The following is a 22,863-nucleotide window of genomic DNA, read 5'->3' on the forward strand; positions in this document are numbered from 1 at the left end:
GACTTAAAAAGTTAAAGGATCAATCTTCGACACCTTTCTCCGTTATCGCAAAGGCTGCTTCGCCTTCGGGCAAGTGTGGAGAATCTATCAACCTAGCGACTCTCTTACCCGCTTTTCCTTTCCTCAAGTACACCCTAACTGTAGCCGAGTGAGCCAATATGTGCCCACCAATTGGTCTTGTTGGATCTCCAAAAAACGCATCGGGCCTTGCTTGTACTTGGTTAGTCACAAAAACAGCTATATCGTAGAGGTTGGCTAGGCGATGGAGGTCAGCCAAATGCTTGGCAAGCTTTTGTTGTCTTTCCGCAAGAGTTCCTCTTCCCACGTATTCTGATCTAAAGTGGCCTGTTAAAGAATCTACCACAAGCAGCTTTACTGGCTTTTCTGAAGGTAGTTTTTCTTTTATTATCTCCTCAGCTTTCTCTACAAGAAGCATTTGATGGTTAGAGTTAAACGCTCTAGCCACATAGATGTTCTTCAAAACTTCGTCCGGGTCCATACCTCTACTTTCAGCTATTTGTTTTATTCTTTCGGGCCTGAAAGTGTTTTCTGTATCAATCCAAACAACACTTCCATTCAAACCTCCTTCTTCAGGAGGTTTTTGAACAATAACGGCAAGTGTATGAGCTAGTTGGGTGTTATGAAGTATTAACCCGTTAGGAGCTATGAAATTATGCGTTTCTGGAACAACAAGATCATACACGTAGTCATTATAGTCAAATATTTCAACACTTTCTACTTGGTGGAAACGTAAATTAACCTCTGATTTTGGAGGCACTTCTCCAATTCCCACTACCCTATCCCCAATTTGTACTTCTGAAGCTTTAATCCATTTTAAACCATCTTTAAATACCAAGACTGGGTGAGATTGGGTTACTTTCAGTTCAATTCCTGTAGAAAGTTTTAACTTGACAAGCGTCGAAACTTTTTCTTTGTATATATACGAAACCTTAGTTTTCTCAACTTTTCTTGTTTTAATATTAAATGTATAAACGCTCACTACTTCCAATGGAACTGCAAAACCATTGTCGAATGGAATTTCCCCATTTTTAGTGGCATACTTATTATACATTTCCTCTATACTTTCCACATGCGCCACATCATCGTTTTCATAATATACAGTCGTATCTTTTGCAAAGCATTTACCACTCCCAAATTCTCCGAATACTTCGGAAACGGCCTGTGTTTCGATTCCTCCACCCAAAAGCTTATCTAATGACTTACTTCCTGTAGTAATCTTCCCAACAACCGCCCTTTTTTGAAAATATTCATCAGCACGCATAAAGGTCCCAATATTGGCCGCTTCTCTTGCGGCTTGAATTATTTTTAATGCTGCACCCTCACTTACCCCTGCAAGTTCTTTTAATTCGAGTGGAGAAGCGACGGCTATTGCTTCCAAACTATCATATCCAGCTTCTCTGAGTTTTTCAGCAGTAGCAGGCCCAACTCCTGGTAGATCTTCTATACTTTTTATCTCTTTCTTATTTGATCCCTTTGTTGGCTCCTCAACAGATAATTCATCAAGTGCGTCCAACTCTTCAAATTCATCAAGCTCTTTAACTTCATCCTCAATCTTTTTCTTTCTCGCCATTTGGATCACCCATTAGCATAATCCTAAATAGTGGTAAATCCAAACTCCTTATATATTTTTCTCACTCCTGAAAAACCCATCAAAAAATTGAAAAATATAAAATCAAGTTGAAGTAAAACAAAAATTCGAAGATAAAGGTTTTAGAGCTCGAATCTCCAGTGGAAATGAAACTCTACATTGTAGACTTGATAACAAGAAGTTTAGCGTTATTGGGGATTATAGTATCTAATGGAGGCATCAGGTGAATTTCATCTGTAGCATAGCCAATTAGAAATAGGCCTCTATTGTATAGAATATTAAATGCTTCACCAAATTTCATTCCTTCCACTTCTGGAATTCTCATCGAGGTTATATCGTATCTCCCAAGAGCCGTTGTGATGTCATCTAATACATCAACAACTTCTGGTTCAAATATTGAGCTGGCCAGCAACCTCCCTGCAAGAGTCCTACTAGTTATCACTCTATCTGCTCCGGCCTGTTTTAGAAGAGAAACACTTTCATGTTTAAGGGCCTCAACGAAAACTTTTGCATTTGAGAGCTGCTTTATCATCAATGTCACAAAGACAGATTCAGAATCATCACCGAGGGCCAATAAAACGTAACTAGCATCCTTAATATTTGCTCTCTCCAGAGTTTCCTTATTAGTAAATTCTCCAATGATGATTTCGATTTCCTCTGCAAGAGTGAGTTTTTTTCTTTCATTTTCATCCGGCAACACGACAATTATAGGTTTATTTTCGGCCTGTCCATTAGAAATGGCATCTCTCAGCTCTAGAAGCGCACTTTCAATACTCTCTCCCCTACCCATAATAACATAATGGCCTTTAAATTTCACTTTGTGCATGCCCATCATCCTCCTTATAGATCCAGACAAGAAATATTCAGCCAAGATTGAAACAAATGCTGTGAAAGTCGCTATCCCTGCAATAGATGCAAAGATTGCGATTATTCTACCCAACAAAGTACTTGGTGTTATGTCCCCATAACCAATCGTGGCCATTGTGATGACGGCCCAATAGAGAGCCGTGAAAAAGCCAACGTTCTCTGCATACATATATAATAACGCCAAAACAAGCGCAAGTAAGACCACAGCCAAGGCTAATGCAAATAACTTACTCCTCTTCAGTTTGAATTGCAGTTTTAAAAGCTTCCTCACTAGAGGTAATGGTATCATTGCAATTGGAAATATCTAGTGCAAAGTTAAAAAGATTAACTTTTCCACAGGAAATACTGCCCCAAATTGTTGAACTAAAAGTGCCACCATATACCATAATAATACAGTGATGTCCATATGTTCCAGTGGAAATAAAGGTCTTTTTCGATACCTATATTAACGTTAAATTTTGATCTTATAACCCCCTCAGAGTTGTATTTCCACTGGAAGCTAGTTAGTGAAATGGACGGGATTTGGGAATAATTTAAAAGTAAAAAAGGACTTAGAAGGCTTCTTTTCATTTGTCAATGGAGAATTGTTCAGTTATTTTCACCATTACTTTTAATTTGATATCTAAATTTTACGTTAATTTATCATATAATTTGAACAATGTTCATAGATAAATATATATACCCTAACGACAAAAAATATTGGGAGTGTTTATACCCGTTTTAATCATACATACGGGTGTTCCGCAGAGGTTCCAGTGGAAATGAAACTCTGGGGGGTTATAGTTCTGTTTACCAATCATCCAAAAATTAAATATTTTTAGTTAACAACATGAACAAAAATGTACTTAAATGATCGCTTTTTAATGAACATTTTTATACATTTTTCTTCCAAACGAAATCCTCAAGTGAGCTCATATTAATCTCCATATGTCAAAACTTTGAGAGTTTCTCGAAGTGTTCATCAACAAGTTTCCATTGGAACCATGGTTTTAAATACTTTCAGTGCCTAGTTTCATATGGTGATTCTAGTGGAAGTTATAAAATGGTTGGAAGAAGGGTCTGATGAAGCAAAGGATATTGTTGATCTCCCCTGGAGTGTACATAAAAGGGCAGAAGGCCTTTATATTGCTGAATATCCAAAAATCCCATTTGTGTTGAATGTGGTGATAACTGAAGAATTTGTTCATCTAATTGTTCCTCTTGGAGTGGAAACTGTTGCATTGGAACTTCCTGAGCGACTAAAAGTATATCATACTCTTTTGATTCTCAATGAACAATTGAATCTCATAAAGTTCACAATAAAAGGGATGAATGAGGAGATAATGCTAAGGGTGGACCTCGACAGGAAAACATTGGGTAAGGGTGAGTTTAACGATGCACTAACGGCTCTACTTATTGGTTTGAATCAAGTTATATCTGCTTTGGGGCTTCAAGAAGAATTTGCTCGTGCAGTATTTGAAAGGATAGCATTAATGGTTATGGATCGGATTGAAAAAGGTGTAAAAAAAGAAGAAATTCTTAAGTTTTTGGTTATGAAAGTCGGCATGGGCCAAAAAGATGCGGAAGAGTTCCTAAAACGAATAACTGAGCAAGTAAAACCAAAAGGGGAAGTTGGTTATTTATAATTATCTCTCAATTCCAATTTTTCCAGTTTTCTGCAGAGGTTCCAGTGGAAATGAAACTCTTGATATATGTCATTCATGAATCTTAACTTTAACTCATTCAGTTTTGTTTTTCCTCTGAATTCGCCAAATACTAGCACGTTGTTTATCTCAATTACTCCAAAGACTGCTGCCAAATTAAATAAAAGTGTTCTAAACTGGTAACCCGTTCCATAATGCTCCTTAAGTTCTTCATGAGGGTATTCAAATAGAAAGTATTCCACTCCTTCTATCCGTGCAATATCAGTCATTGCGATGTCTGCAGTTAGAAGAACTACTAAGGACGGGGTATTTTTATCAAACTCTTTTAGTGTCTTGATTATCAATTCATCGTTCGTGTTTGTTTTTTCATCAATACTCTTTACTTCAATTATTTTGTCTTTGAGTTTTTCATATTCTCTTAATGCTATGTAAGTGGCCTTACGCGATTTTTTCATCCTCCTATTGCTGAACTCTTGTAAAAGGTGGGAATTATGGAGGATTCTCCCAAGCTCTCTTAAATGGGCGGGACTGTATTTGAAATTCATAGCATTCTCCACTTCTTTCTTCACCAGATCCACTATTGCAATTTGGACTCCTTCTATACCTTTAATTTTGCTGAGGAAAGCATGATAAAGAAGATTTGTATCTGGAGAGAATATTATTCTCTTTGTCAGACTCTTATATGTGGCCAACTTTTCTTCAAATTCATCTATATTGGCATATGTTATAATACTGCTTGAGAGAAAGCATTCATAAAAATCCCTGTATGTTGGGAGGTCATAGAAGTATTTCTCATGGCCATTCAAAATTTTATGGAACTCCTTTTCATGTGCGAGCACCTTAACTTGATATCCACGTTTGTAAGGATGGGCCTCTAAAAGAGGAAGGTCATATAAGGGTGCATTTACTTTAATTCTGTCTTTAGTCTGGATTAAGTTAATTAAAATTTGTAGATCGGCCTTTTCTATAATTTCCTCCATCTGCGGCCCTCCATGAAGTCTTTTAACCTCTGAACATGCAAGGGGATCATCATATACGGCCGATTGGAGTGTTCAATGTCTTGAAGTGAGAGGTAGAAAAGATGTTCTATTTCCAGTGGAAGTGCATGAATGGCAGCTCCTACAACAAGGGCTTTCTTCCCTGAGGTTATATCCATGGCGATTTCGTATTTATTCTCTTTCAATGTCTTTAGAAGTGTTCCTATCTTTTCATCCGCTTCAAGAAAGTTGTCTTCTTCAATAATTTCCCAGTAGATTTTGGGTGAAAACCCATATGCTTCAGATATTATTTTTAAAGCTTCAACAGTCTGAGGAAGTTTTCCCTCATGAGTATTTTCTAGAAAAATGTAGATTTTATCGGGCCTGTATCCATTCATAACTACAGCATAGTAAGTGTTTACCAGGGCCCAAGTGGATCTTCCAAGCATTGTTATGTATGCTCTCATTACACTCACTCTAATCTATTAGTATGAGGCCATACAAAACACTTTCGGAAAAGTTCAAATTTACTATGCTCGAGAGCTCTATACCAACTCCATCAATTGAGAACCTGACTTTTGTAGGTATTTTGCATTTTTTTGTTTTCTTGAATTCACACTCTTTGCAGTAGTTGCAATCTCCTGGAAAGAAAGCCAATGCGTAAAAATTTCCGTTCTTAAATAACTCCTGTTCTCTATTGAGAAGGTACGTTAAAACCTCTCGCTTTTCATCATCAAATTTCTCAGGATCGACTTCGAATTTTATCAAAAGGGTCTTCTCGTAGTGTTTCATTAATTCTTTGGTTTCCTTCCATGAAGGAGTATATGGTGGGCAAGAAGGGTTTTTAGCATATGCGGGGCAGCTTCTACACTTCCATATGGGCCTTGGTGAAATTTTGATATCTTTGGCGAGGATTTCTTTTTCCCAAACAATTTTCATAGGAAAAATTTAGGAGATTTAAATAAAAACTTAATCCATCAAACGGCCCCCGTTGACGTCTATTATCTCCCCGGTTATCTGATCATTTTCAAGCAGAAATATCACTGCATGTGCTATATCTTCGGGGTTTGCTATTTTTCCCGTTAGGGTTAATTTTTTCAGGCTTTCTTTATCTGCATCTTCAATTAGTTCGGTTTCCACGCTTCCAGGAGCAACAGCATTTACTAGTATATGGGGTGCCAAATGCCTCGCTAGGTTAAAAGTAAGTGCAATTAGGCCGCCTTTTGAAGCGGAATAGTGTGCTCCAACGTGAGGGCTTATTTCTCCCTTACCTGCTATTGATGCTATGTTTATTATTTTGCCCCTTTTCATATATTTTAGAACTTCTTGGCTGACTATGAAAGCTCCTTTGAGGTTAACATTCAAAACCCTGTCCCAATCATCATCAGTTATCTCCATTGGGTTGGAAGCCTTTCCGAGTATTCCTGCATTATTTACTAGGATATCTATTCTACCAAATTTTGTGATGATCTTTTCCAACATGTTCCTAACTTCGCTTCTATTACTAACATCAGCCTTTACAACCAAGGTTTCAACACCATGGGCTTTGCAAAGTTCTTCAGTTTTCTTGGCTCCCTCAACATCTTTTGAGTAGTTGATCGCAACGTTGCATCCTTTTTGGGAAAGAGATACAGCTATGGCCCTGCCAATCCCTCTAGAAGCCCCCGTAACTAATGCAACTTTTCCTTTGAGTTCCATTTAGTTCACCAAACATTCTATTGTTTAGAAGGAAATAAAAATTTTATTAATGAAAGAAGCATTGCGAAATATTTTTACGTTTTTATAACAAATATTGGAACATGAAAGTTTTGGTTATTTTGTTGGGTCTTTTTGTGTTGGTTGCAGGGTGTCTTGAAGGAGGTGAAAAAATGAGTTTGAAGATTAGCTCGGTGTTTGGAGAGAATGAGTTCATACCTTCTAAATATGCCTGTGAAGGTGCAGATATCAGTCCGCCTCTAAAACTTGGTGGATTAAGTGATGAAGCTGTTACCATAGGAATAATAGTTGACGACCCCGATGCTCCTGTAGGAACCTTCACCCATTGGGTAGCTTGGAATATCCCACCTACCAGTGAAATTCCCGAGGGTGTTCCAAAGGAAAAGGTTGTTGAGACTCCGATAAAAATGGTTCAAGGAAGGAACGACTTTGGGAGAATAGGTTATAACGGCCCATGCCCGCCAAGGGGACATGGAGTTCACCATTATCACTTCAAAGTTTATGTTATCGACACAACCCTCAATCTAAAACCAGGTGCAACTAAAAAGGATTTAGAAAGGGCCATGAAGGGCCACATAATTCAGTTTGGGGAGCTTGTTGGCCTTTATGAAAGGAGATGAATCTATTTATCTTTTTCTTTTAAAATATCACCTTTTATAAGGCCGGATCACTTGTATTGGAGTTTCACATATAAGTTAATTCCACTCTGAAGGGCTGCAAGGGAGTTTAAGGCTAGAAACACAGGGTCCCGTATTAAGTATGAATAGATTGTCAGCAACAGGGAAGCAGTGACATAGATTATAATAAATTCTAAGTTCAGTGGGCACTTTTTATTTTTTATAGTTTCTAATGTTTGGGGTGCCCAAGAACTCACGAGAAGGAGCATACCTATCAATCCCACAACTTCTTTCACATTATCACCTCTTTTCGTCATCAGCGTCTCAAGACTTAGGAACACTATTAAAAAGTTTTATGCACTGTTTTGGGTAAATTCATGGAAAAGAAAAGAGAGATATAAGCAAATACATGTTAATCTTTCTTCAACTCTGAAGCGAGTTTTGAAGTGGCCCAAGTCTTCACATCATCGTCGAGAATATCATTAATTATCTTGAAAGCTTCTTGTATTTTTCCTTCTCTTGCAAGGGCCAACCCAACCTCGGCCTGAATTTTTGACCTATTCGAGATATCTTTTATAAAACCTGCAATTTTTAGTGCTTCATCATATCTTTTTAATTCTAAGAATTCAAAGGCCAAACTCATAAGAGCCTTTGTCACGTTTTCGTAATTTTCTATATCCAGTATTGCTTTTATCGTTTTTTCGAGGGCTTCTTTATAATTCATTCTTTTTCTGGCCATTTCCACAGTAACCATTGACATTGATTTGGCTCTTATGCCCTTGTCAGGGATAGATTGGGCTATTTCTAGTGCATTGGTAAGATCTCCACGATTTATGAGTTTTGAAACCGTTTCATAGAGAGCCCGTGATTGATACCATTCTTGCATGTGAACACCACATAAGTTTTGCATTTAGAGGATTTAACTTTTTTGTCGTTGCTAAGTTCCCTTCTGAGAGGGCAGGAATATAGCAGGGGAGGCAAGAAGAAAGTTTTCAGAAGTAAAGAAGAAGCTGTGGAAGAACGTCTTCTGATCTCGTCATATTTTCTTGCAACAGCTGGACAACTTATATCGAGTGTTTTGAAGAGATATGTAGAATCACAAGGTGAGAATAGTTTTAATTAGCTAAAAATTCCGCATATATACCTCAAAGACTATAGAAGCAAAAACCAAACGAACAGCTTGAGTTACGTCGCTGGTTGTATAATCATTTAGAAGAAGTAAACAAAGCTCGTAGAGAAGGTAGAAAGATAACTTGGGGGATATTCAAGCTCTCTCAGTGAAACAGGAAACTCCGTCCTTAAAGGCGGAGTAGTTCACGTTTTCCTACATTCCAATGATAATATATATTCCAAGTGCTATTAAAATGGCCCCGGCTGCCATTGAAAGCTCTCTTGAGCGTTGAACAATCTTTTGAGAGATTGATTTGCTCTCTGTTATGCTGCCCATGGTGAACAGTATTATCAGCAAGGGGAGGATAAAAATAATGTTATAGAGGGCCAGAAGTATCAACGTTAACGTTCTTCCAACTTTGGAGATTAAGATTGCATAGGCCAGGTATGTTCCGGCCGAACATGGTAGGAGGGTGAAGGAGATTAGCACCCCTAATGAAAAGGCCCCAAAAATTGTTGCTTCTTTTCTGAATATATTTCGTCTTACTTCCTTTTTTCCAACAATTCTGCTTTTTTCTAAGTAGCCTGTGATAAATGTGTAACCCCCGAAAGCTATTGCTACAGCTCCAGCAATCCAAATAGGGATTGTTTTAGTCAATATTACAAGACCTACCCCAAGAATGTAGTATGAGATGTAAATGGCCGCCACAAAGGCCAATCCGACAGCATAGATTTTTCTTTTGGATATATTTTCTTTTAGGGATAGGGCAATGAGAAGCATCGTATAGATAACGAATGTGCATGGGTTTATAGAATCTGCCCCGGCAAGCGCTAGAAGAGGATAAATCAACTCTTTTAAACCGAGAAAGGTTAATATCCCTGCGGTTAGACCCAGGGAGGATAAAATTATTAAAAGCAGGATCTTGATTTCAGACCTCACTCGGCTCACCATTTGTGAAAATAGATTCAAGCTTATTAATGATTTCGGTGTTGTTTCCCGGGATTAAATACACTTTATCTGTTATAAAAAGCACACCCTTTGCTTTCATGGCCTCTTCAACAAAATCATCCGCATAATCTGTTGGAAATTCTCCATTGACTATTGCATATAACTTTCCATCATAGAATATTCCTATTACTGGCACAGTGGTTACACCAAGGATCTCGTAGAGTTGGTTGAACATTTGATTGTTGTGGTCATTTCCCTGGAGTTCATAATACGTTAGGGCCTCTTTTCCAAATGCTTTGGGGAGCTCTTCCTTCATTTTTCTACAGTGCGGGCACGTGGCCAAGCCATATTCATAAAAATGGAACTTTGACTTATCTAACGTGAGGGGGTTCGTGGTTTCTGTGGGGTTGGTTGTTGGAGTGCTAGAAGTTGAAGTGTTGTTGGAGATACACATGCTTATGAATACCATCATCATAATAAGTAATGACACTACAATTCTCTTCATTGAGTCTCACCTTGGGGTTTAGTATACGTAGTGGGCTATATAGTTTTTTCGAAAGCAAATCTTTAATTCAAGGAGGGCCACAAGTGTTTATGGGTGCAAAATTTTGGGCACGCATCTTTTTAAGATGTTTCAAAAGAAGTTTGTGATGGTGAGAGTATGAATGATGTTGAAAGGGCCCTTCAGACTTTCTATTCTATGAAGTTAAGTGACATCATGCCACCAGTGATTTCAATGCCGATTGTAACTCTGGATTCACCCATAGTGGATGTGTTAAAACTGCTTAGGACAAGGCATCACGTTTGGGTGGTGAGTGATAAGGAGAGCATGAAGCTTGAGGGAGTCATAAGGTACCTTGATGTTATTTGCATCCTTTTACCTCCAGAAAACACCAAGGCGAGGTTTGGAAACATAAGTGCGATTTTTAAATCCATCCTAGGCGGTGCGGAAAAAGCCGCCGATGTCATGGAGCATAATATAATGACCATAGATGAAAATGCCACAGTTCTCGATGCTTTAATAAAAATGAGGCGTTATAAAGTGCAAATTTTAGCCATAATTGATGAAAAAGGAACTTTGAAGGGGGAGATAAGCCTGAGACTGCTCATCGATGAGTTCTTGAGGCTAATGAAGGTGGGTGGTGTACAATGGACGCAACATGGATCCTCTTCACGCTCGGAGTGGCACTAATCTTTGGAAAGCTTGGCGATCATATAATGGAACGTTTTGAACTCCCGGGTGTTCTGGGAGAAATACTCATGGGCATAGTTCTCGGAAATCTAATCTATTTTGGCATTATTAAGCCAGAATACTTAGTAATGCACTCAAATGAAGCGTTTGAGCTTCTTGCGAGACTTGGAATAATCTTCCTCCTCTTCTTGGGTGGCCTTGATACTGATGTTGAGATGCTCAAAAAAACCGGGGCCGTTGCAACCGTTTCTACCATCATGGGAGTATTCGTTCCATTATTACTCGGGTATTTTGGTCTTAAACTCCTGGACTATCCTTCAAGGGAAGCATTCGCCGCCGGCGTACTTTTAACAGCAACGAGCATAGGAATTACTGTTAGGGTTATGATGGATCTTGGTGTTTTGAGAAGTGATGTGGGGGCTGCTTCTCTGAGCGCAAGTGTAATGGATGATTTTCTGGGTATAGCTTTAATCATATTCGCCGTTGGTACTGGAAGTGTTTTGGGTTTAATAGGTAAAATGGCAATCTTTTTCATTATAACTGGTCTTGTAGCGTGGTATACTATAGAGAAATATATTCGCTTTTCAGAATGGCTTCACGTTGAGAAAGGTGTTCTTGGCATGGTGCTTGCTTTAATGTTTCTCTTCTCTGCTTTAGCTGAACACTGGTTTGACGCTGCCATAGAGGGGGCTTTTATGGCCGGTCTTGTTCTCTCAAAACTTCCTGAAGGTAAGAGGATAATGGATGATATTAGAGCTATTGCTTATGGATTTCTTGTTCCTGTATTTTTTGTCTACACTGGAGCAATGCTGGATTTAAGGGTTTTTACCAGCTTTGATGCCTTATCCTTGGCGGGGGTTTTAACTGTAATTGCGGTTATAGGTAAAGTCCTTGGCAGAGGAGTTGGAGCAATGACAATGGGATGGAATGGTAAAAAAGCCCTTCAGATGGGAATAAGTTCCATCCCAAGAACTGAAGTGGCCCTAGTTGACTTGATGGTCGCCATTCAGGGTGGTGCGATTCCTCAAAACGATGCTCCCAAGTTCATTGCCGCAACACTGATTTTTATAACAATCTCTGTAATCATAACCCCACCTCTGCTTAAGTGGGCGTTTAAAGAAGAGATTGAGAGTATGAAAAAAGGAAAAGCTGAGAAAAGGGTTGAAGCGGTTAAAGAAACAAAGAGGCGCATATTCTCACTAAAGAGAGCAAGGAAAAGGTCTTAGAAAAACTCTCGCATATTCCCATTTTTAATGCTTGTTAGGATTGAGGTTTTAGTACTTTTTATTCTGCTACTTTTTAAATCCATCTTGCTATTCTTGTCAAATCGTGCAAAAATTAATCGAAACTTCTATTAATTTCAAACACATATGTTGCTATGGTGATAAAATGAAAAAAGAAGAAATAATAGAACGCTACTCCAAAGTTTTTCCAAAGGCCTCTCGTGTTACTTATGCCCCTATAGTTGCCATTAAGGCCCAAAATGCAAGGGTTTGGGATGTAGAAGGGAGAGAGTATATTGACTTTTTAAGCGATGCGGCCGTTCAGAATGTAGGTCACAATAACGAGAGAGTCGTTAAGGCAATAAAGGAACAGACCGATAATTTACTTCATTTCACGTTCATATATGGATTTACAATTGAACCTCTTCTTTTGGCAGAAAAACTTGGAGAGATTTCCCCTGTTGATAACCCAAAGGTCGTCTTTGGTCTCAGTGGTAGTGATGCCAATGATGGTGCGATAAAATTTGTTAGGGCCTATACAAAACGGAGAACCATTCTTAGCTACCTTAAGAGTTATTATGGGGCAACTTATGGGGCTTCAAGTATAACAGGTCTTGACTTTCATGTTAGGGCTCTGGTTGGTGAGCTTAGTGATGTACACTACATCCCGTATCCAGATTGTTACAGGTGCCCATTTGGAAAAGAGAAAAACGCCTGCAAGATGGAGTGTATTGAATATATAAAAGCTAAGTTTGAGGGAGAAGTTTACGCCGACGGTGTTGCGGCCCTCTTTGCGGAGCCCATTCAGGGAGATGCAGGAATGATTGTGCCACCGGATGATTACTTCAAGAGGGTCAAGAAGATATTGGATGAGCATGGCATCCTTTTGGTGGTAGATGAGGTTCAAAGCGGCCTTGGAAGAACGGGAAAATGGTTTGCAGTAGAGCATTTTGGGATTAGGCCCGATATAATAACCATAGCCAAACCTCTGGGTGGTGGATTACCCATAAGTGCAGTAATAGGAAGGGCCGATATAATGGACTCTCTCCCACCTTTAGGCCATACTTTCACATTAAGCGGTAATCCAGTTACAAGTAGGGCCGCAATGGCAGTTATAGAGGAGATTGAAGAGAAAAACCTTTTGAAAAGGGCAGAAAAGCTTGGAAATTATGCTATGAAAAAACTTGAAAAGATGAAGAAAGAGCATGAGTTGATCGGGGATGTAAGAGGGAAAGGCCTGATGATTGGGGTAGACCTAGTTAAAGACAAGGAAACAAAAGAAAGGGCTTATAATGAGGCAAAAAAGGTTGTCTGGCGGGCCTATGAGCTCGGTTTGATCATTGCGTTCCTTCAGGGAAATGTCCTGAGAATCCAGCCGCCGCTTACAATTGAAGGGGAGCTTCTTGAAGAGGGTCTCAACAGGCTTGAGCAAGCAATAACAGATGTTGAAGAAGGCAAAGTTGGAAATGATGTTCTGAAGTTTGTCCAAGGCTGGTGAATTCTTTCTTCTTTCATGCTCTTCTTTGTACATCACACCCCTTTTTGTAACCTAAAAGTTTATAAATTGAGTTTTCTTTGGCGGGTGAGATTGCAAGGTGATTGAGATGAAGAAAAAGGTAAACACAAGTATGCAGGCGAGAAAAGTACCCTTGCTTAATCAAAAAGCGGAGGATCCAAAATGGTTTCACTCCTTCATTCCCTTTAAGATAGCCACGGGTGGATCTTCCCAAATAGTACCCCTCTATGCCATGCAGATGGGTGCCGGTGCTGGCGAGGTGGGGTTACTGACATCAATCTCAACCCTTACATCCACCATAGGTACGGTCTTCTGGGGCAAGCTTAGTGATAAACTTCTTAAAAGAAAGGTTTTCATTATAATGGGCTTTTTGAGTGTATCATTTTTTCTCGCTGTACTCTCTATGGTAAATAACTTCTGGGAGCTACTCATAGTTAACTCCCTATACTCATTCTTTTTGGGGTCAACAGTCTCTATACCAATTGTTTTGCTTTTTAGAAATGTTAGAAAGACTAGATGGGAAGAAGGCGTTGGAAAGTTCAACAAAATTGGGGGTTGGGCATGGGTAGTTGGTCTTTTACTTGGTTTTGTACTTGTCAGGTTTCTTACCTTTAGAGAGCTTCTCCTATTATTTGCTCTCCTAAACATTCCTGCGTTCATTATAGCTTGGAAAACTATTAGAGAAGCACCAGTTTATCTTCATAGGAGCAATATCAAACCTTTTGTGAATCAGGTGATTCAAAAGGGAAGATACTTACCAAACTTTTTAGTCCATCTCCCTACAAGATTGAAAATCTCACCGAAATTCAGAGGGCTGTATTTATCATCTTTCTTCTTTTGGGTATCTTCTGGTATGTATTCAACCCAGTTACCGGTGTTTTTAATAAAGAATGGTTTCACAAACCAGGAAGTCTTTGGAATGGCCCTACTAAACTCCTCAATCTCAGCACTTCTTTACCAGCGTGTAGGAAGAAAACTTGAATCAAGGTCTGCTGTTTTAGCACTAATGCAAGGTTACTTCTCCAGAACAGTCGGTATATCCCTCCTCCTATTACCTTTGGCCGTTCCCAATTCGTTGCTCTTTCTCAGCATTGCGAGTTATGTCTTATGGGGATATTCGTGGTCATATATAAGTGTCTCTTTAACCTCTCTCATTGGAAGAATGAGCACTCCACGGGAGCAAGGAAACGCTTTGGCAACCTCAAATCTGGTGAACTCAAGTGGTTTTATCTTGGGGAGCCTAATAGGTGGAGTTGTGGCATCTAAAATTGGATTTGATTTGAATTTTGCCTCGGCATCTGTCCTGAGTTTCTTGGCCATAATCCCTTTGCTTCCATTAATGCGCCCACTAATCAGTATCTCGACATTCAAAAGGTCCATTCCACATATTAGGAGAAGAAACTAGTTTATCCCCGTATCTCCAAGTTCTATATATCGTCCATACTTTTTAACGAAATGTATTAAGCGTTTGTACGTCTCATGGTTCACCAGGGTTTCGCTGTCTCCAATCACCACAAGCTTTCTCTTTGCCCTCGTTATGGAAACGTTAAGTCTCCTCAAATCCATTAAAAACCCAAGTTCTCCTTTCTTATTGGAGCGGACAAGGGAGAGTATTATGATTTCTTTCTCCCTTCCCTGATATCCATCAACTGTATGAATCTCTATCTCATCATCTTGGATAATAGAACGTATTGAATCAACCTGATCATCATAAGGAGTTATAATTCCAATCCATTCTTTTTTGATACCCATCCTCAATAGCCTTTCAACAATTTCCCTAACCAGAAGGGCCTCGAGGGGGTTCTCCCTGGAGGTTGAGCCTTTTCTCTGTCTTTCCCATTTATCTGTTCTATTACTGGTGTCTACAAAGATAAGGGGCTCTTCTCTTTTTAATATTGAATCCCAGGGCTCTCCAAAGAAGGGCTCTCTAACCTTTAAATCGGCCAGTGTTATATCTTTTACGCTCCCATCGGCTTTTATCTTTCCATTGTAGAACTCTCTGCTTGGGAATTCCATTAAAAGTTGGTTCATGCGGTACTGAATTTCAAGCATCTTTGCTTTGAAAGGATACAACTCTATCAATTTTTCAAAAAGGGTTTCGCTGAGGGCCCTGGCCTCCTCACTTAAAATCGTTGGGGGGAGTTGTTTATGATCCCCGGCAAGAACAAAGCGCCTGGCCTTTGCAATTGGGATTAAAACACTCGGAATTGTCGCCTGCGAGGCCTCATCTATGATGGCAACGTCAAATTCAGCATCTTTTATGAATTCAAGAGCTGCAGATGAGTTTGTACTGAGAACAACGTCCACATCTTCAATTATCTCCTGTATTATCTCACTTTCAATCTTTTCTGCAAATTTATAGAGCTTCTGAATTTGCTCGTTTAGTGTTATCCATTGGGCCATCTGTTTGATATCTTTAGCTGGAACACCTCTGGACCCTCTGCCCCTATATGCCAACTTGAGTATTTGGTTGTTTGTTAGTCCTCTTCTCATTTGTGGCGTGGGTTTTTTGTATTGATCCCTCATTACTGCAAGCCTTTCAGCTTTATTTCTCAGTTCTCTAACCTTTCTATATCGCTCATGGGATTCAACTTGAAACGCAAGTGTTGATTCCTTTAGATGGACTGAGACTCTTGAGGGGTGCCCCAGTCTGACGAGCTTAACCTTTCCCCAGAGCCTTTCTACAAGATTATCAACAGCTACGTTGCTTTCGGCCGTTGCAAGAATTTTGTTTCCTCTCTTAACTTCCTGTACAATGAGTTCTACCAAGGTTCTTGTTTTACCGGTACCAAAGGGCCCGTGGATTAGAAAGAAATCCTCGCTTCCTAAGGCGTAGCTTACGGCCTCCTTTTGGCTCTGGTTTAAGTTTCTGTCAAAAGGGGTGAACTCTTCAGGAGAACTTTTTAATGGGGTTTCTTTACCCAGAATAAGCTTTAATGCCCTAATGCCACTTTCACTCAGTTTTTTAAGGTTTTCAAGTTGCCTTCTGAAGGTTATATCGTTAGCGTAAAGGTCTATTCTAACGTTTCTAAAGGCCCAAGAAGGCACTGTTTCGAGGGCTACCACGATAAATCTACTTCCTTTCTCTACGACAGTACCAACAAGATCACTGGCTAGTGGGTTTCCCTTGCTTATTACAACCAGATCCCCAACTCCAATTTCAGTTTTAAATGCCTCTTTCCTTCCATACTTTACAAGCTTGAAGCCAAATTCCTCACCAATTATTTTCCCGTTGAGATTTAAAATAGCTCTACCGACTTTCTCTCTTTCATATCCCTTAAGTCTTCGCATTTCTTCTCGCATGGCCTCTATTTCGGCCTCTCTTTCAAGTTCAACAAGATCAACGAGTTTGGCAATGTAATTTTTAACGTGCATAGTTATCACTGGGTTTTTGTGTATAAAAAGTTCTCGAAACCTTTCCTTTAGAAGAGCTTTTGGTGGGCCCGCGGGGCTTCGAACCCCGGACCTCCCGCTTATCAGGCGGGCGCTCTGACCAGGCTGAGCCACGGGCCCATATTTTGGTGCCCCGGCCGGGATTTGAACCCGGGTCACGGGATCGAGAGTCCCGTATGATTGACCGGGCTACACCACCGGGGCGTCGATGTTGATAACCAAAAATTAATTTATAAATCTTTCGATGCTTTTCGTATTGGATTTTATGGAAAATTTAGGATGTTAAACTGTTCTAAAAAGCTGAGAACGGGGGCAATTTAATATGGAAGGAGAACACGTTAGAACAAGAGGGGGGGAAGTTAGGGATTTTGGTTCCAGAAATTTCCATGAAAATACCCTCTCAATAAAAAACATAAAATGTTGTGGAGTAGCAGAACAACTTACGCAGTTCGGTGGATATTTGTTAAATTGGAGATGTTCAAATTTGATTAAAGATTTTTGGCTATCATTCAATTCATATTCAAAACTCAATGAGTGGTAATCAACTTTTTCTTGAAAAACTTTTTATTGTGGTTTTTAAATTATAATCATTGGTGGTAATCCATGTGGAGGAAAGCACTTGCTTTGGGGTTAGTTTTGATGGCTTTTGGAGTTGTGGTTGGAGGAATATTTGAAAATAGTAACTTGACATACAGATTAACTAAGAAATACACAAATCCTGAAAAAGCTGCAATTGTAGGAGGAGCTGCAGGAACAGCATTAGGATGGGTGGGTGGTAAGGCTATTGATTACTTAAGTGGAAGAGCAGCAGCTTATATCGGGGCACGTGTTGGAGCAAGAGTTGGAGCAGCATTCGGCGGTCTTGTTGGAGTGGCTATTGGACTAGTTGTGGGTGCAGCAGTTGGATACTAACGTTTAGAAATCTAAGTGCTGAGCGTGGAGGGAGAACATGAAGCACAATCTTGTCAACATTATTGTTTCAATACTTGCCATGACATTAATAGGTAAGACTACTCAAAATATAGTATTTACAATTGTTTCAGGTCTTACTTTGGGAAGCTTTCTAGCATCAACCAAACATTCACATACAAGGATCATAGGTATCATAGGCCTAATTATTGGACTCATCATCGGCTACTCTTTAATTCCGAAAATACTGCCATAGCTCATTTTATCAGTAGTATCCAGTGAAAACCCCACTGTTTATATTTTTAATGGGGAAAAATACCTTTCAACACACGAAACAATCCATGGGGGGGAGCACATGAACAACAGACCGTTTTTGATTTCAGTATTCTTTTTTCTTTTAGGTTTAATTTTTGGAGTTTTTTCCGCATTATTTAATGATTATTCAGCGTATTTTGGCTTTGATCCTTTTGACAATTCCAACCCAGGAGTTTTATTCTTTTTTAAACACAATATTAAGGTGGCTTTTTTGTTATGGTGCGGTGCAGTAACGCTTGGTGTAATAACGCTAGTGAATCTGTTCTCTAATGGCTTTATTTTGGGTTCGGCTGTAAGAACAACTTCGACTCAAATTGGAGTTTTTAGAACCCTTCTATTAGTGCTTCCCCACGGTATTTTTGAAATCCCTGGCTTAATTATAGCTGGATCTGCAGGCTTTAAAATTCCTTATGAATTGTTGAGGTTTGCCTTGGGTAAAAAGGAAGAAATGATTACAGAAGAAGATGCTAAAGAGTTCTTTAAACTTGTGGGAGTATCAATAGCTTTAATACTCATTGCAGCCATAATAGAAAGCAAAATAACACTAAAACTGGCTGAGAAACTGTGATGATCACACATTATTTCCACTGGACTATTGATAGTACAAACATTTATAAAGTATTAGCACTATACATAGTACATGATATCAAAAGAAGTCTGGGCCAGGATAATAAGAGACTACCTTGAGTGGGATGTTAAACTTGTTGAGCGAAATATAAATTACAGCATACCTAAGGTCCAAAGAGCTTTGGTCATTATTGGGCCACGAAGAGCTGGAAAAACTTATTTCATGTTCCAGATAATTAAAGAACTTTTAAAACAAGGGGTTAGGAAAGAAGAGACGATCTACATTAATTTGGAAGATCCCAGGATAATAGATACTACTTTGGATGATTTATTGGGCCTCTTGGATGTCTATTATTCCCAATTTCCTGAAAATGTAAAGGGACATAACTACTTTTTCTTGGATGAAATTCAAACAGTTAAAAATTGGGAAAAGTTCGTGAGGTTCTTACTTGATAAAAATCAGCGGGTGATTGTTTCGGGTTCTTCCTCCAGGCTTTTATCAAAAGAAATAGCAACTGAACTGAGAGGGAGGAGTGTTCCTATAAGGGTTTATCCCTTTTCATTCAGGGAGATACTGGTTTCTCATGGGATAAAGGTTGATAGATTCTACTCCACTTATGAGGAGGCTAAGATCAAGAAGCTGCTTAGGCAATATCTCCTTTGGGGAGGCTATCCCGAGGTCGTATTGGACTTTTCTCTCAGAAGGGAGATTCTTCGAGAGATAATTGACTTGATGATCTACAAGGATATCGTTGAGCGGTGGGGGATCGTCAATATCAAGGCATTAAAGCTCCTTTTCAGGATGCTTGCGTTTTCCACTCACCTTTCCATTTCCAAGGCATACAAAAACTTGAAAGGGATCGGCATTAACGTAGGAAAGACAACGGTTGCAAACTACTTAGAATTTCTGGAAGACTCTCTTGTGTTCTATCCCCTCAGGGCTCTAATAAAGTCATACAAGCTTCAGGAGCTGTACGGGTTCAAGCCCTATTTGGTGGACAACGGACTCTTGACAAGTCTAGGCGTCCAAGATGAGGGGAGATTGTTAGAAAACTTGGTCTTTACCGAACTTTTAAAGTTTGACTTGGAGCCGAATAGAGACGTATTTTACTACAGAACAAGGGATGGAAAGGAAGTGGATTTTGTTATACTGGAGAAAGGAAGGATAAAGCAAGCAATTCAGGTTACTTATGAGCTCAATGAAAGCAACTATGAAAGGGAAATTTCTGCCTTGGTCGGGGCTTCAAAAGAGCTCAATTGCAGAGACCTGCTTCTCATAACATGGGATCAGGAGGAGACAATTAAGAAGAAAGGGAAGGAAATCAAAGTTATGCCCCTGTGGAAGTGGCTCCTCCCCAAATAGAAAATTATTCTTTGCCCAATAGCTCCCTAACCGTTTTTTCCACCGCTTGGTAGCTGTTCATCTTCGGCTTCCAGCCCTTGGCTTTGGCCTTCTCGATGTTAAGGAGCATCACTTTAACGTCTCCCTTCCATCCTCTTCCGCCGTCAACGCCACCCGTGAAATAGAACTCTGGATTCAAGCCCATCTCCCTGCTCACTATCTCTGCTATCTCCTTCACAGTTATCCAGTCTTCACTGCCGATATTATAAGCATCGTAGATTTTGTCCTCCTTTAAAAACTCTTTAAATAAATAAAGCATGGCCTCAACGGTATCGCTAACGTGGAGGTAGCTCTTCCTCTGTGTTCCATCACCTAAAATCTCCAATCTGTTTGGATTCTTCTTGAGTTTGTTTATGAAATCATAGATAACTCCATGGTTTGACCTCTTCCCTATTATATTTGCCAGCCTGAAGACCACGGCTTTTACGTCAAATGTGTGGGCATAGCCTGATATCAATGCTTCGGCAGCCAACTTTGCCCCGCCATAGACGCTTATCGGTTCCAGGGGCCCATAATCCTCGGGAGTTGGTATCGTCTTTGCCTCCCCATAAACTGTGGATGAGGAAGTGAAGGCCAGTGCTTTTACATCTTCTTTTCTCATGGCCTCGAGGAGGTTGTAGGTTATGAGAACGTTGGTCTCATATAAAAGTTCTGGACTTTGGGTGCCAATCCTCACTTCAGGATTTGCAGCAAGATGAAAAACGGCATCCACTCCTTTAACTGCTTTTTCACAAATGTCTCTCCTTCTCAGGTCTCCATGCATAAATTCAAAACGTTCGTGATCAATCCACCCTTTGAGGTTTTCCAAGCTCCCTGCACTTAAATCATCGAGAACTCTAACTTCATGACCATCCTCCATAAGTCTATCCACAAGGTGAGAGCCTATAAACCCGGCACCGCCAGTTACGAGTACCTTCATTCTATCACCAAACTAACTTTAATAGTAGTTCTCTTAAGCTTTAGGGAAAGTTTTTTAGTTTTCAGATGTGAATTTTAATACATGAGGATATACAACTTACCATCCGAGGATAGAGAGAAGATAAAGAAGAGGATTACCGATTTTTTAATTAATCGGAAAGAGGTTTTGTTTGCTTATATTCACGGATCTTTCATTGAAAACCGTCCATTTAGAGACATTGACGTTGCTATTTACGTTGATGGAGATCACGATTTAGCCTATGAGCTGGAGATGGAAGAGGAGCTAACATGGTTTGTAGGGTTTCCAGTTGATGTTAGGGTTATTAATGATGCTCCGGTGACGTTCAGATTTAAGGCTCTTGAGGGAGAGCTCCTTTTTAGTAGGGATGATAATGCCAGATGTGAGTTTGAGGAAGGGACTTTGCGTGAGTATCATGATTATTCTTATTATCTCAGGAGGTATGGGAGGGATCTCCTTGGAATATGACAAAGAAAAAATCATGAAGCGTGTTTCAGAAGCGGAGAATGCCTTACAGAACCTTCGAGAACTTTCAAGTTTCTCTGAAGAGGACTTTTTAAAGAACAAGCATTACATTTCAAGCGCCAAATATAATCTGTTAGTTGCTATCGAAGCATGTATTGATATTGCATATCACTTAATTTCTAAAAATCGTATGAGGCTTCCCCAAGATTACGCTGACACTTTCAGAGTTTTAGTAGAGAATGGTATTATAAGTGAACATTTGGGGAAACGTTTAATGCTAATGGTTAGGTTCAGGAACAGGCTTGTGCACATATATTGGGAGATCAACGACAAAAAGATTTACCATTATCTTAAGGACGATGTTCGTGATGTTGAGGAATTTCTGAATAAAATCCGGGAGACATTACGAGAATAAGGTGGTGTAATAAATGAAAGTCCTTATCATGGCCGGAGGATATGCCACTCGTTTGTGGCCGATCACAAAGGGTAAACCAAAACCCCTCTTACCTGTGGGAGATAAATACATCATCGATTACATCCTTGAGAAGACCAAGGATCTTGGTTTGGAAGTTCATGTGTCAACCAACAAGTTCTTTGAGAAGCATTTTAAGAATTGGGCCGAAAAAAACAACATTGGGCTTATTGTGGAGGAAACTATAAGCGAAGAGGAAAAACTGGGGACTATTGGAGCTATTAAATATGCAGTATCAGAACTTGGGGTTGATGATTACCTTATAGTTGCTGGTGACAATCTGTTCTCCTTTTCTCTGGGGGAGTTTTTGAAACACTACAGTGGAAGGCCATTAATAGCTGTTTACGACGTTGGTGACTTTGAGTTAGCGAAGAGGTATGGTGTGGTGCTGGTTGAGGGGGATAGAGTGATTGATTTTCAGGAAAAACCCCTGCAACCAAAGTCCACATTGATAAGCACTGGCGTTTATGCTTTTCCAAAGGATGTTATAGAGAAGGTTGGTGAATACCTCGAAGAGGGCAACAGAGATTCGCCGGGCTATTTCATAGAGTGGCTTCTTAAGAAGGACGTTGAAATTTATGCATACAAGTTCGATGACTACTGGTATGATATTGGTTCGGCCGACAGTTATCTGGAGGCTATGAAAACCCTTTTGAAGGAAAGTCAGATTGAAGAGATTCAGATAAGTTCTTATTCTAAGATAATCAATCCTGTGGTTATAAAGAAGGGTGCGAGAATTCTCGGAAGGTCGATAGTTGGGCCCTACGCCTACATTGGGGAGAACTGCGTGATTGAGAACTCCGATGTTAGCGATTCGATAATCTTTGGTAACACTGTTATCAGGGGTTCTACAATATGGCGCTCCATAATAGATGAGAAGTGCGAGATAAGGAATCTCGAGCTTAAGAAGAGCTTGGTTGGAGGGCATGCTAAGATACAGAGGGGAGATTAGGTTTTTATACTGTGCCTTTCATTAGGTTTTGA

Annotated in this window: 25 protein-coding genes and 2 tRNA genes; 13 read left to right on the forward strand and 14 right to left on the reverse strand. The window is 39.7% G+C overall.

Annotated elements, in window-relative coordinates:
* Positions 1-19: 19 nt before the first annotated feature.
* Both radA and TSIB_RS09665 read right to left on the reverse strand, forming a co-directional pair.
* Positions 20-1,591, reverse strand: a complete 1,572-nt coding sequence (radA, locus tag TSIB_RS09660) for a DNA repair and recombination protein RadA (RefSeq protein ID WP_048160687.1) — start codon at positions 1,589-1,591, stop codon at positions 20-22.
* 172 nt (positions 1,592-1,763) lie between these two features.
* Entirely contained in the window at positions 1,764-2,765 is a 1,002-nt protein-coding gene (locus TSIB_RS09665) for a potassium channel family protein (RefSeq protein ID WP_015850256.1), read from the reverse strand.
* Positions 2,766-3,492: 727 nt separating this feature from the next.
* Between TSIB_RS09665 and TSIB_RS09670 the strand changes: the two genes are divergently transcribed.
* Positions 3,493-4,101 carry a hypothetical protein gene (locus tag TSIB_RS09670; protein ID WP_015850257.1) on the forward strand — a complete coding sequence of 203 codons (609 nt, stop codon included), beginning with the start codon at positions 3,493-3,495 and terminating at the stop codon, positions 4,099-4,101.
* Here the strand turns inward: TSIB_RS09670 and TSIB_RS09675 are convergent.
* From TSIB_RS09675 to TSIB_RS09690, 4 genes are read right to left on the reverse strand one after another with little or no spacing between them, the layout of a single operon-like run.
* Complete coding sequence (locus TSIB_RS09675) at positions 4,092-5,099, reverse strand: PIN domain-containing protein (RefSeq protein WP_015850258.1); 1,008 nt, start codon at positions 5,097-5,099, stop codon at positions 4,092-4,094. The genes TSIB_RS09670 and TSIB_RS09675 overlap by 10 nt on opposite strands.
* A complete protein-coding gene (locus TSIB_RS09680; RefSeq protein ID WP_015850259.1) occupies positions 5,084-5,563 on the reverse strand; it encodes a hypothetical protein in 480 nt (159 codons plus the stop codon). Before TSIB_RS09680 ends, TSIB_RS09675 begins: the two co-directional genes overlap by 16 nt.
* A gap of 10 nt (positions 5,564-5,573) precedes the next feature.
* Complete coding sequence (locus TSIB_RS09685) at positions 5,574-6,035, reverse strand: DUF2284 domain-containing protein (protein WP_015850260.1); 462 nt, start codon at positions 6,033-6,035, stop codon at positions 5,574-5,576.
* Positions 6,036-6,065: 30 nt separating this feature from the next.
* Positions 6,066-6,794 (reverse strand): SDR family NAD(P)-dependent oxidoreductase, encoded by a 729-nt coding sequence (locus tag TSIB_RS09690; RefSeq protein ID WP_015850261.1) that lies wholly within the window; start codon positions 6,792-6,794, stop codon positions 6,066-6,068.
* A gap of 101 nt (positions 6,795-6,895) precedes the next feature.
* Between TSIB_RS09690 and TSIB_RS09695 the strand changes: the two genes are divergently transcribed.
* Entirely contained in the window at positions 6,896-7,432 is a 537-nt protein-coding gene (locus TSIB_RS09695) for a YbhB/YbcL family Raf kinase inhibitor-like protein (protein WP_015850262.1), read from the forward strand.
* Between the two features lie 47 nt (positions 7,433-7,479).
* Here TSIB_RS09695 and TSIB_RS09700 read toward each other — a convergent pair whose 3' ends face one another.
* From TSIB_RS09700 to TSIB_RS09715, 4 genes are all read right to left on the reverse strand, one after another.
* Entirely contained in the window at positions 7,480-7,746 is a 267-nt protein-coding gene (locus tag TSIB_RS09700; protein ID WP_048160689.1) for a lipid-A-disaccharide synthase N-terminal domain-containing protein, read from the reverse strand.
* Between the two features lie 95 nt (positions 7,747-7,841).
* Positions 7,842-8,315 carry a hypothetical protein gene (locus tag TSIB_RS09705; protein WP_015850263.1) on the reverse strand — a complete coding sequence of 158 codons (474 nt, stop codon included), beginning with the start codon at positions 8,313-8,315 and terminating at the stop codon, positions 7,842-7,844.
* 438 nt (positions 8,316-8,753) lie between these two features.
* Positions 8,754-9,479, reverse strand: a complete 726-nt coding sequence (locus TSIB_RS09710) for an electron transporter (RefSeq protein ID WP_048160690.1) — start codon at positions 9,477-9,479, stop codon at positions 8,754-8,756.
* On the reverse strand, positions 9,469-9,993 hold the full coding sequence (locus TSIB_RS09715; RefSeq protein ID WP_048160692.1) for a glutaredoxin family protein: 525 nt from the start codon (positions 9,991-9,993) through the stop codon (positions 9,469-9,471). Before TSIB_RS09715 ends, TSIB_RS09710 begins: the two co-directional genes overlap by 11 nt.
* A gap of 156 nt (positions 9,994-10,149) precedes the next feature.
* Between TSIB_RS09715 and TSIB_RS09720 the strand changes: the two genes are divergently transcribed.
* From TSIB_RS09720 to TSIB_RS09735, 4 genes are all read left to right on the forward strand, one after another.
* Positions 10,150-10,680 carry a CBS domain-containing protein gene (locus TSIB_RS09720; protein WP_015850268.1) on the forward strand — a complete coding sequence of 177 codons (531 nt, stop codon included), beginning with the start codon at positions 10,150-10,152 and terminating at the stop codon, positions 10,678-10,680.
* Positions 10,638-11,906: a cation:proton antiporter gene (locus tag TSIB_RS09725; protein WP_015850269.1), complete on the forward strand. Its 1,269-nt coding sequence runs from the start codon at positions 10,638-10,640 to the stop codon at positions 11,904-11,906. The genes TSIB_RS09720 and TSIB_RS09725 overlap by 43 nt, the downstream gene beginning before the upstream one ends.
* Positions 11,907-12,069: 163 nt before the next feature.
* On the forward strand, positions 12,070-13,401 hold the full coding sequence (locus TSIB_RS09730) for a leucine/methionine racemase (protein WP_015850270.1): 1,332 nt from the start codon (positions 12,070-12,072) through the stop codon (positions 13,399-13,401).
* Positions 13,402-13,507: 106 nt separating this feature from the next.
* A complete protein-coding gene (locus TSIB_RS09735) occupies positions 13,508-14,824 on the forward strand; it encodes an MFS transporter (RefSeq protein WP_048160695.1) in 1,317 nt (438 codons plus the stop codon).
* Here TSIB_RS09735 and TSIB_RS09740 read toward each other — a convergent pair.
* From TSIB_RS09740 to TSIB_RS09750, 3 genes are all read right to left on the reverse strand, one after another.
* Positions 14,821-16,794, reverse strand: coding sequence for an IGHMBP2 family helicase (locus tag TSIB_RS09740; RefSeq protein WP_048160959.1), 1,974 nt, complete (start codon positions 16,792-16,794; stop codon positions 14,821-14,823). The two genes, TSIB_RS09735 and TSIB_RS09740, sit on opposite strands and share 4 nt — an antisense overlap.
* A 60-nt stretch (positions 16,795-16,854) precedes the next feature.
* Positions 16,855-16,932, reverse strand: a tRNA-Ile gene (locus tag TSIB_RS09745).
* 6 nt (positions 16,933-16,938) lie between these two features.
* Positions 16,939-17,016, reverse strand: a tRNA-Glu gene (locus TSIB_RS09750).
* Positions 17,017-17,134: 118 nt separating this feature from the next.
* Here TSIB_RS09750 and TSIB_RS09755 point away from each other — a divergent pair.
* From TSIB_RS09755 to TSIB_RS09775, 4 genes are all read left to right on the forward strand, one after another.
* Complete coding sequence (locus TSIB_RS09755; protein WP_015850273.1) at positions 17,135-17,353, forward strand: hypothetical protein; 219 nt, start codon at positions 17,135-17,137, stop codon at positions 17,351-17,353.
* A gap of 62 nt (positions 17,354-17,415) precedes the next feature.
* Entirely contained in the window at positions 17,416-17,724 is a 309-nt protein-coding gene (locus TSIB_RS09760; protein WP_015850274.1) for a hypothetical protein, read from the forward strand.
* Between the two features lie 352 nt (positions 17,725-18,076).
* Complete coding sequence (locus tag TSIB_RS09770) at positions 18,077-18,604, forward strand: stage II sporulation protein M (protein ID WP_048160699.1); 528 nt, start codon at positions 18,077-18,079, stop codon at positions 18,602-18,604.
* Between the two features lie 72 nt (positions 18,605-18,676).
* A complete protein-coding gene (locus TSIB_RS09775; RefSeq protein ID WP_015850276.1) occupies positions 18,677-19,966 on the forward strand; it encodes an ATP-binding protein in 1,290 nt (429 codons plus the stop codon).
* Positions 19,967-19,970: 4 nt separating this feature from the next.
* On the opposite strand, the gene TSIB_RS09780 is transcribed toward TSIB_RS09775, so the two are convergent.
* A complete protein-coding gene (locus tag TSIB_RS09780) occupies positions 19,971-20,924 on the reverse strand; it encodes an NAD-dependent epimerase/dehydratase family protein (protein ID WP_015850277.1) in 954 nt (317 codons plus the stop codon).
* Between the two features lie 81 nt (positions 20,925-21,005).
* Between TSIB_RS09780 and mntA the strand changes: the two genes are divergently transcribed.
* The 3 genes from mntA to TSIB_RS09795 are packed head-to-tail and all read left to right on the forward strand — an operon-like array spanning position 21,006 to position 22,831.
* On the forward strand, positions 21,006-21,410 hold the full coding sequence (mntA, locus tag TSIB_RS09785) for a type VII toxin-antitoxin system MntA family adenylyltransferase antitoxin (protein ID WP_015850278.1): 405 nt from the start codon (positions 21,006-21,008) through the stop codon (positions 21,408-21,410).
* Positions 21,400-21,822, forward strand: coding sequence for a type VII toxin-antitoxin system HepT family RNase toxin (hepT, locus tag TSIB_RS09790; RefSeq protein WP_148206190.1), 423 nt, complete (start codon positions 21,400-21,402; stop codon positions 21,820-21,822). Before mntA ends, hepT begins: the two co-directional genes overlap by 11 nt.
* Before the next feature lie 13 nt (positions 21,823-21,835).
* Complete coding sequence (locus TSIB_RS09795) at positions 21,836-22,831, forward strand: sugar phosphate nucleotidyltransferase (RefSeq protein ID WP_015850280.1); 996 nt, start codon at positions 21,836-21,838, stop codon at positions 22,829-22,831.
* Positions 22,832-22,863: the final 32 nt, after the last annotated feature.

This window comes from Thermococcus sibiricus MM 739, from assembly GCF_000022545.1.
Lineage (GTDB): Archaea > Methanobacteriota_B > Thermococci > Thermococcales > Thermococcaceae > Thermococcus_A > Thermococcus_A sibiricus.

Bases quoted from the DNA above. Each gene is read 5' to 3' on its own strand.
- TSIB_RS09675 (WP_015850258.1), bottom strand. From the start codon at position 5,099: ATGGAGGAAATTATAGAAAAGGCCGATCTACAAATTTTAATTAACTTA.
- TSIB_RS09700 (WP_048160689.1), bottom strand. From the start codon at position 7,746: ATGACGAAAAGAGGTGATAATGTGAAAGAAGTTGTGGGATTGATAGGT.
- TSIB_RS09670 (WP_015850257.1), top strand. From the start codon at position 3,493: ATGGTGATTCTAGTGGAAGTTATAAAATGGTTGGAAGAAGGGTCTGAT.
- TSIB_RS09695 (WP_015850262.1), top strand. From the start codon at position 6,896: ATGAAAGTTTTGGTTATTTTGTTGGGTCTTTTTGTGTTGGTTGCAGGG.
- TSIB_RS09780 (WP_015850277.1), bottom strand. From the start codon at position 20,924: ATGAAGGTACTCGTAACTGGCGGTGCCGGGTTTATAGGCTCTCACCTT.
- TSIB_RS09740 (WP_048160959.1), bottom strand. From the start codon at position 16,794: ATGCACGTTAAAAATTACATTGCCAAACTCGTTGATCTTGTTGAACTT.
- TSIB_RS09795 (WP_015850280.1), top strand. From the start codon at position 21,836: ATGAAAGTCCTTATCATGGCCGGAGGATATGCCACTCGTTTGTGGCCG.
- TSIB_RS09775 (WP_015850276.1), top strand. From the start codon at position 18,677: ATGATATCAAAAGAAGTCTGGGCCAGGATAATAAGAGACTACCTTGAG.
- TSIB_RS09715 (WP_048160692.1), bottom strand. From the start codon at position 9,993: ATGAAGAGAATTGTAGTGTCATTACTTATTATGATGATGGTATTCATA.
- TSIB_RS09705 (WP_015850263.1), bottom strand. From the start codon at position 8,315: ATGCAAGAATGGTATCAATCACGGGCTCTCTATGAAACGGTTTCAAAA.
- TSIB_RS09760 (WP_015850274.1), top strand. From the start codon at position 17,416: ATGTGGAGGAAAGCACTTGCTTTGGGGTTAGTTTTGATGGCTTTTGGA.
- TSIB_RS09730 (WP_015850270.1), top strand. From the start codon at position 12,070: ATGAAAAAAGAAGAAATAATAGAACGCTACTCCAAAGTTTTTCCAAAG.
- TSIB_RS09735 (WP_048160695.1), top strand. From the start codon at position 13,508: ATGAAGAAAAAGGTAAACACAAGTATGCAGGCGAGAAAAGTACCCTTG.
- mntA (WP_015850278.1), top strand. From the start codon at position 21,006: ATGAGGATATACAACTTACCATCCGAGGATAGAGAGAAGATAAAGAAG.
- TSIB_RS09680 (WP_015850259.1), bottom strand. From the start codon at position 5,563: ATGAGAGCATACATAACAATGCTTGGAAGATCCACTTGGGCCCTGGTA.
- TSIB_RS09690 (WP_015850261.1), bottom strand. From the start codon at position 6,794: ATGGAACTCAAAGGAAAAGTTGCATTAGTTACGGGGGCTTCTAGAGGG.
- TSIB_RS09770 (WP_048160699.1), top strand. From the start codon at position 18,077: ATGAACAACAGACCGTTTTTGATTTCAGTATTCTTTTTTCTTTTAGGT.
- TSIB_RS09665 (WP_015850256.1), bottom strand. From the start codon at position 2,765: ATGATACCATTACCTCTAGTGAGGAAGCTTTTAAAACTGCAATTCAAA.
- radA (WP_048160687.1), bottom strand. From the start codon at position 1,591: ATGGCGAGAAAGAAAAAGATTGAGGATGAAGTTAAAGAGCTTGATGAA.
- TSIB_RS09755 (WP_015850273.1), top strand. From the start codon at position 17,135: ATGGAAGGAGAACACGTTAGAACAAGAGGGGGGGAAGTTAGGGATTTT.
- TSIB_RS09685 (WP_015850260.1), bottom strand. From the start codon at position 6,035: ATGAAAATTGTTTGGGAAAAAGAAATCCTCGCCAAAGATATCAAAATT.
- TSIB_RS09725 (WP_015850269.1), top strand. From the start codon at position 10,638: ATGGACGCAACATGGATCCTCTTCACGCTCGGAGTGGCACTAATCTTT.
- TSIB_RS09720 (WP_015850268.1), top strand. From the start codon at position 10,150: ATGAATGATGTTGAAAGGGCCCTTCAGACTTTCTATTCTATGAAGTTA.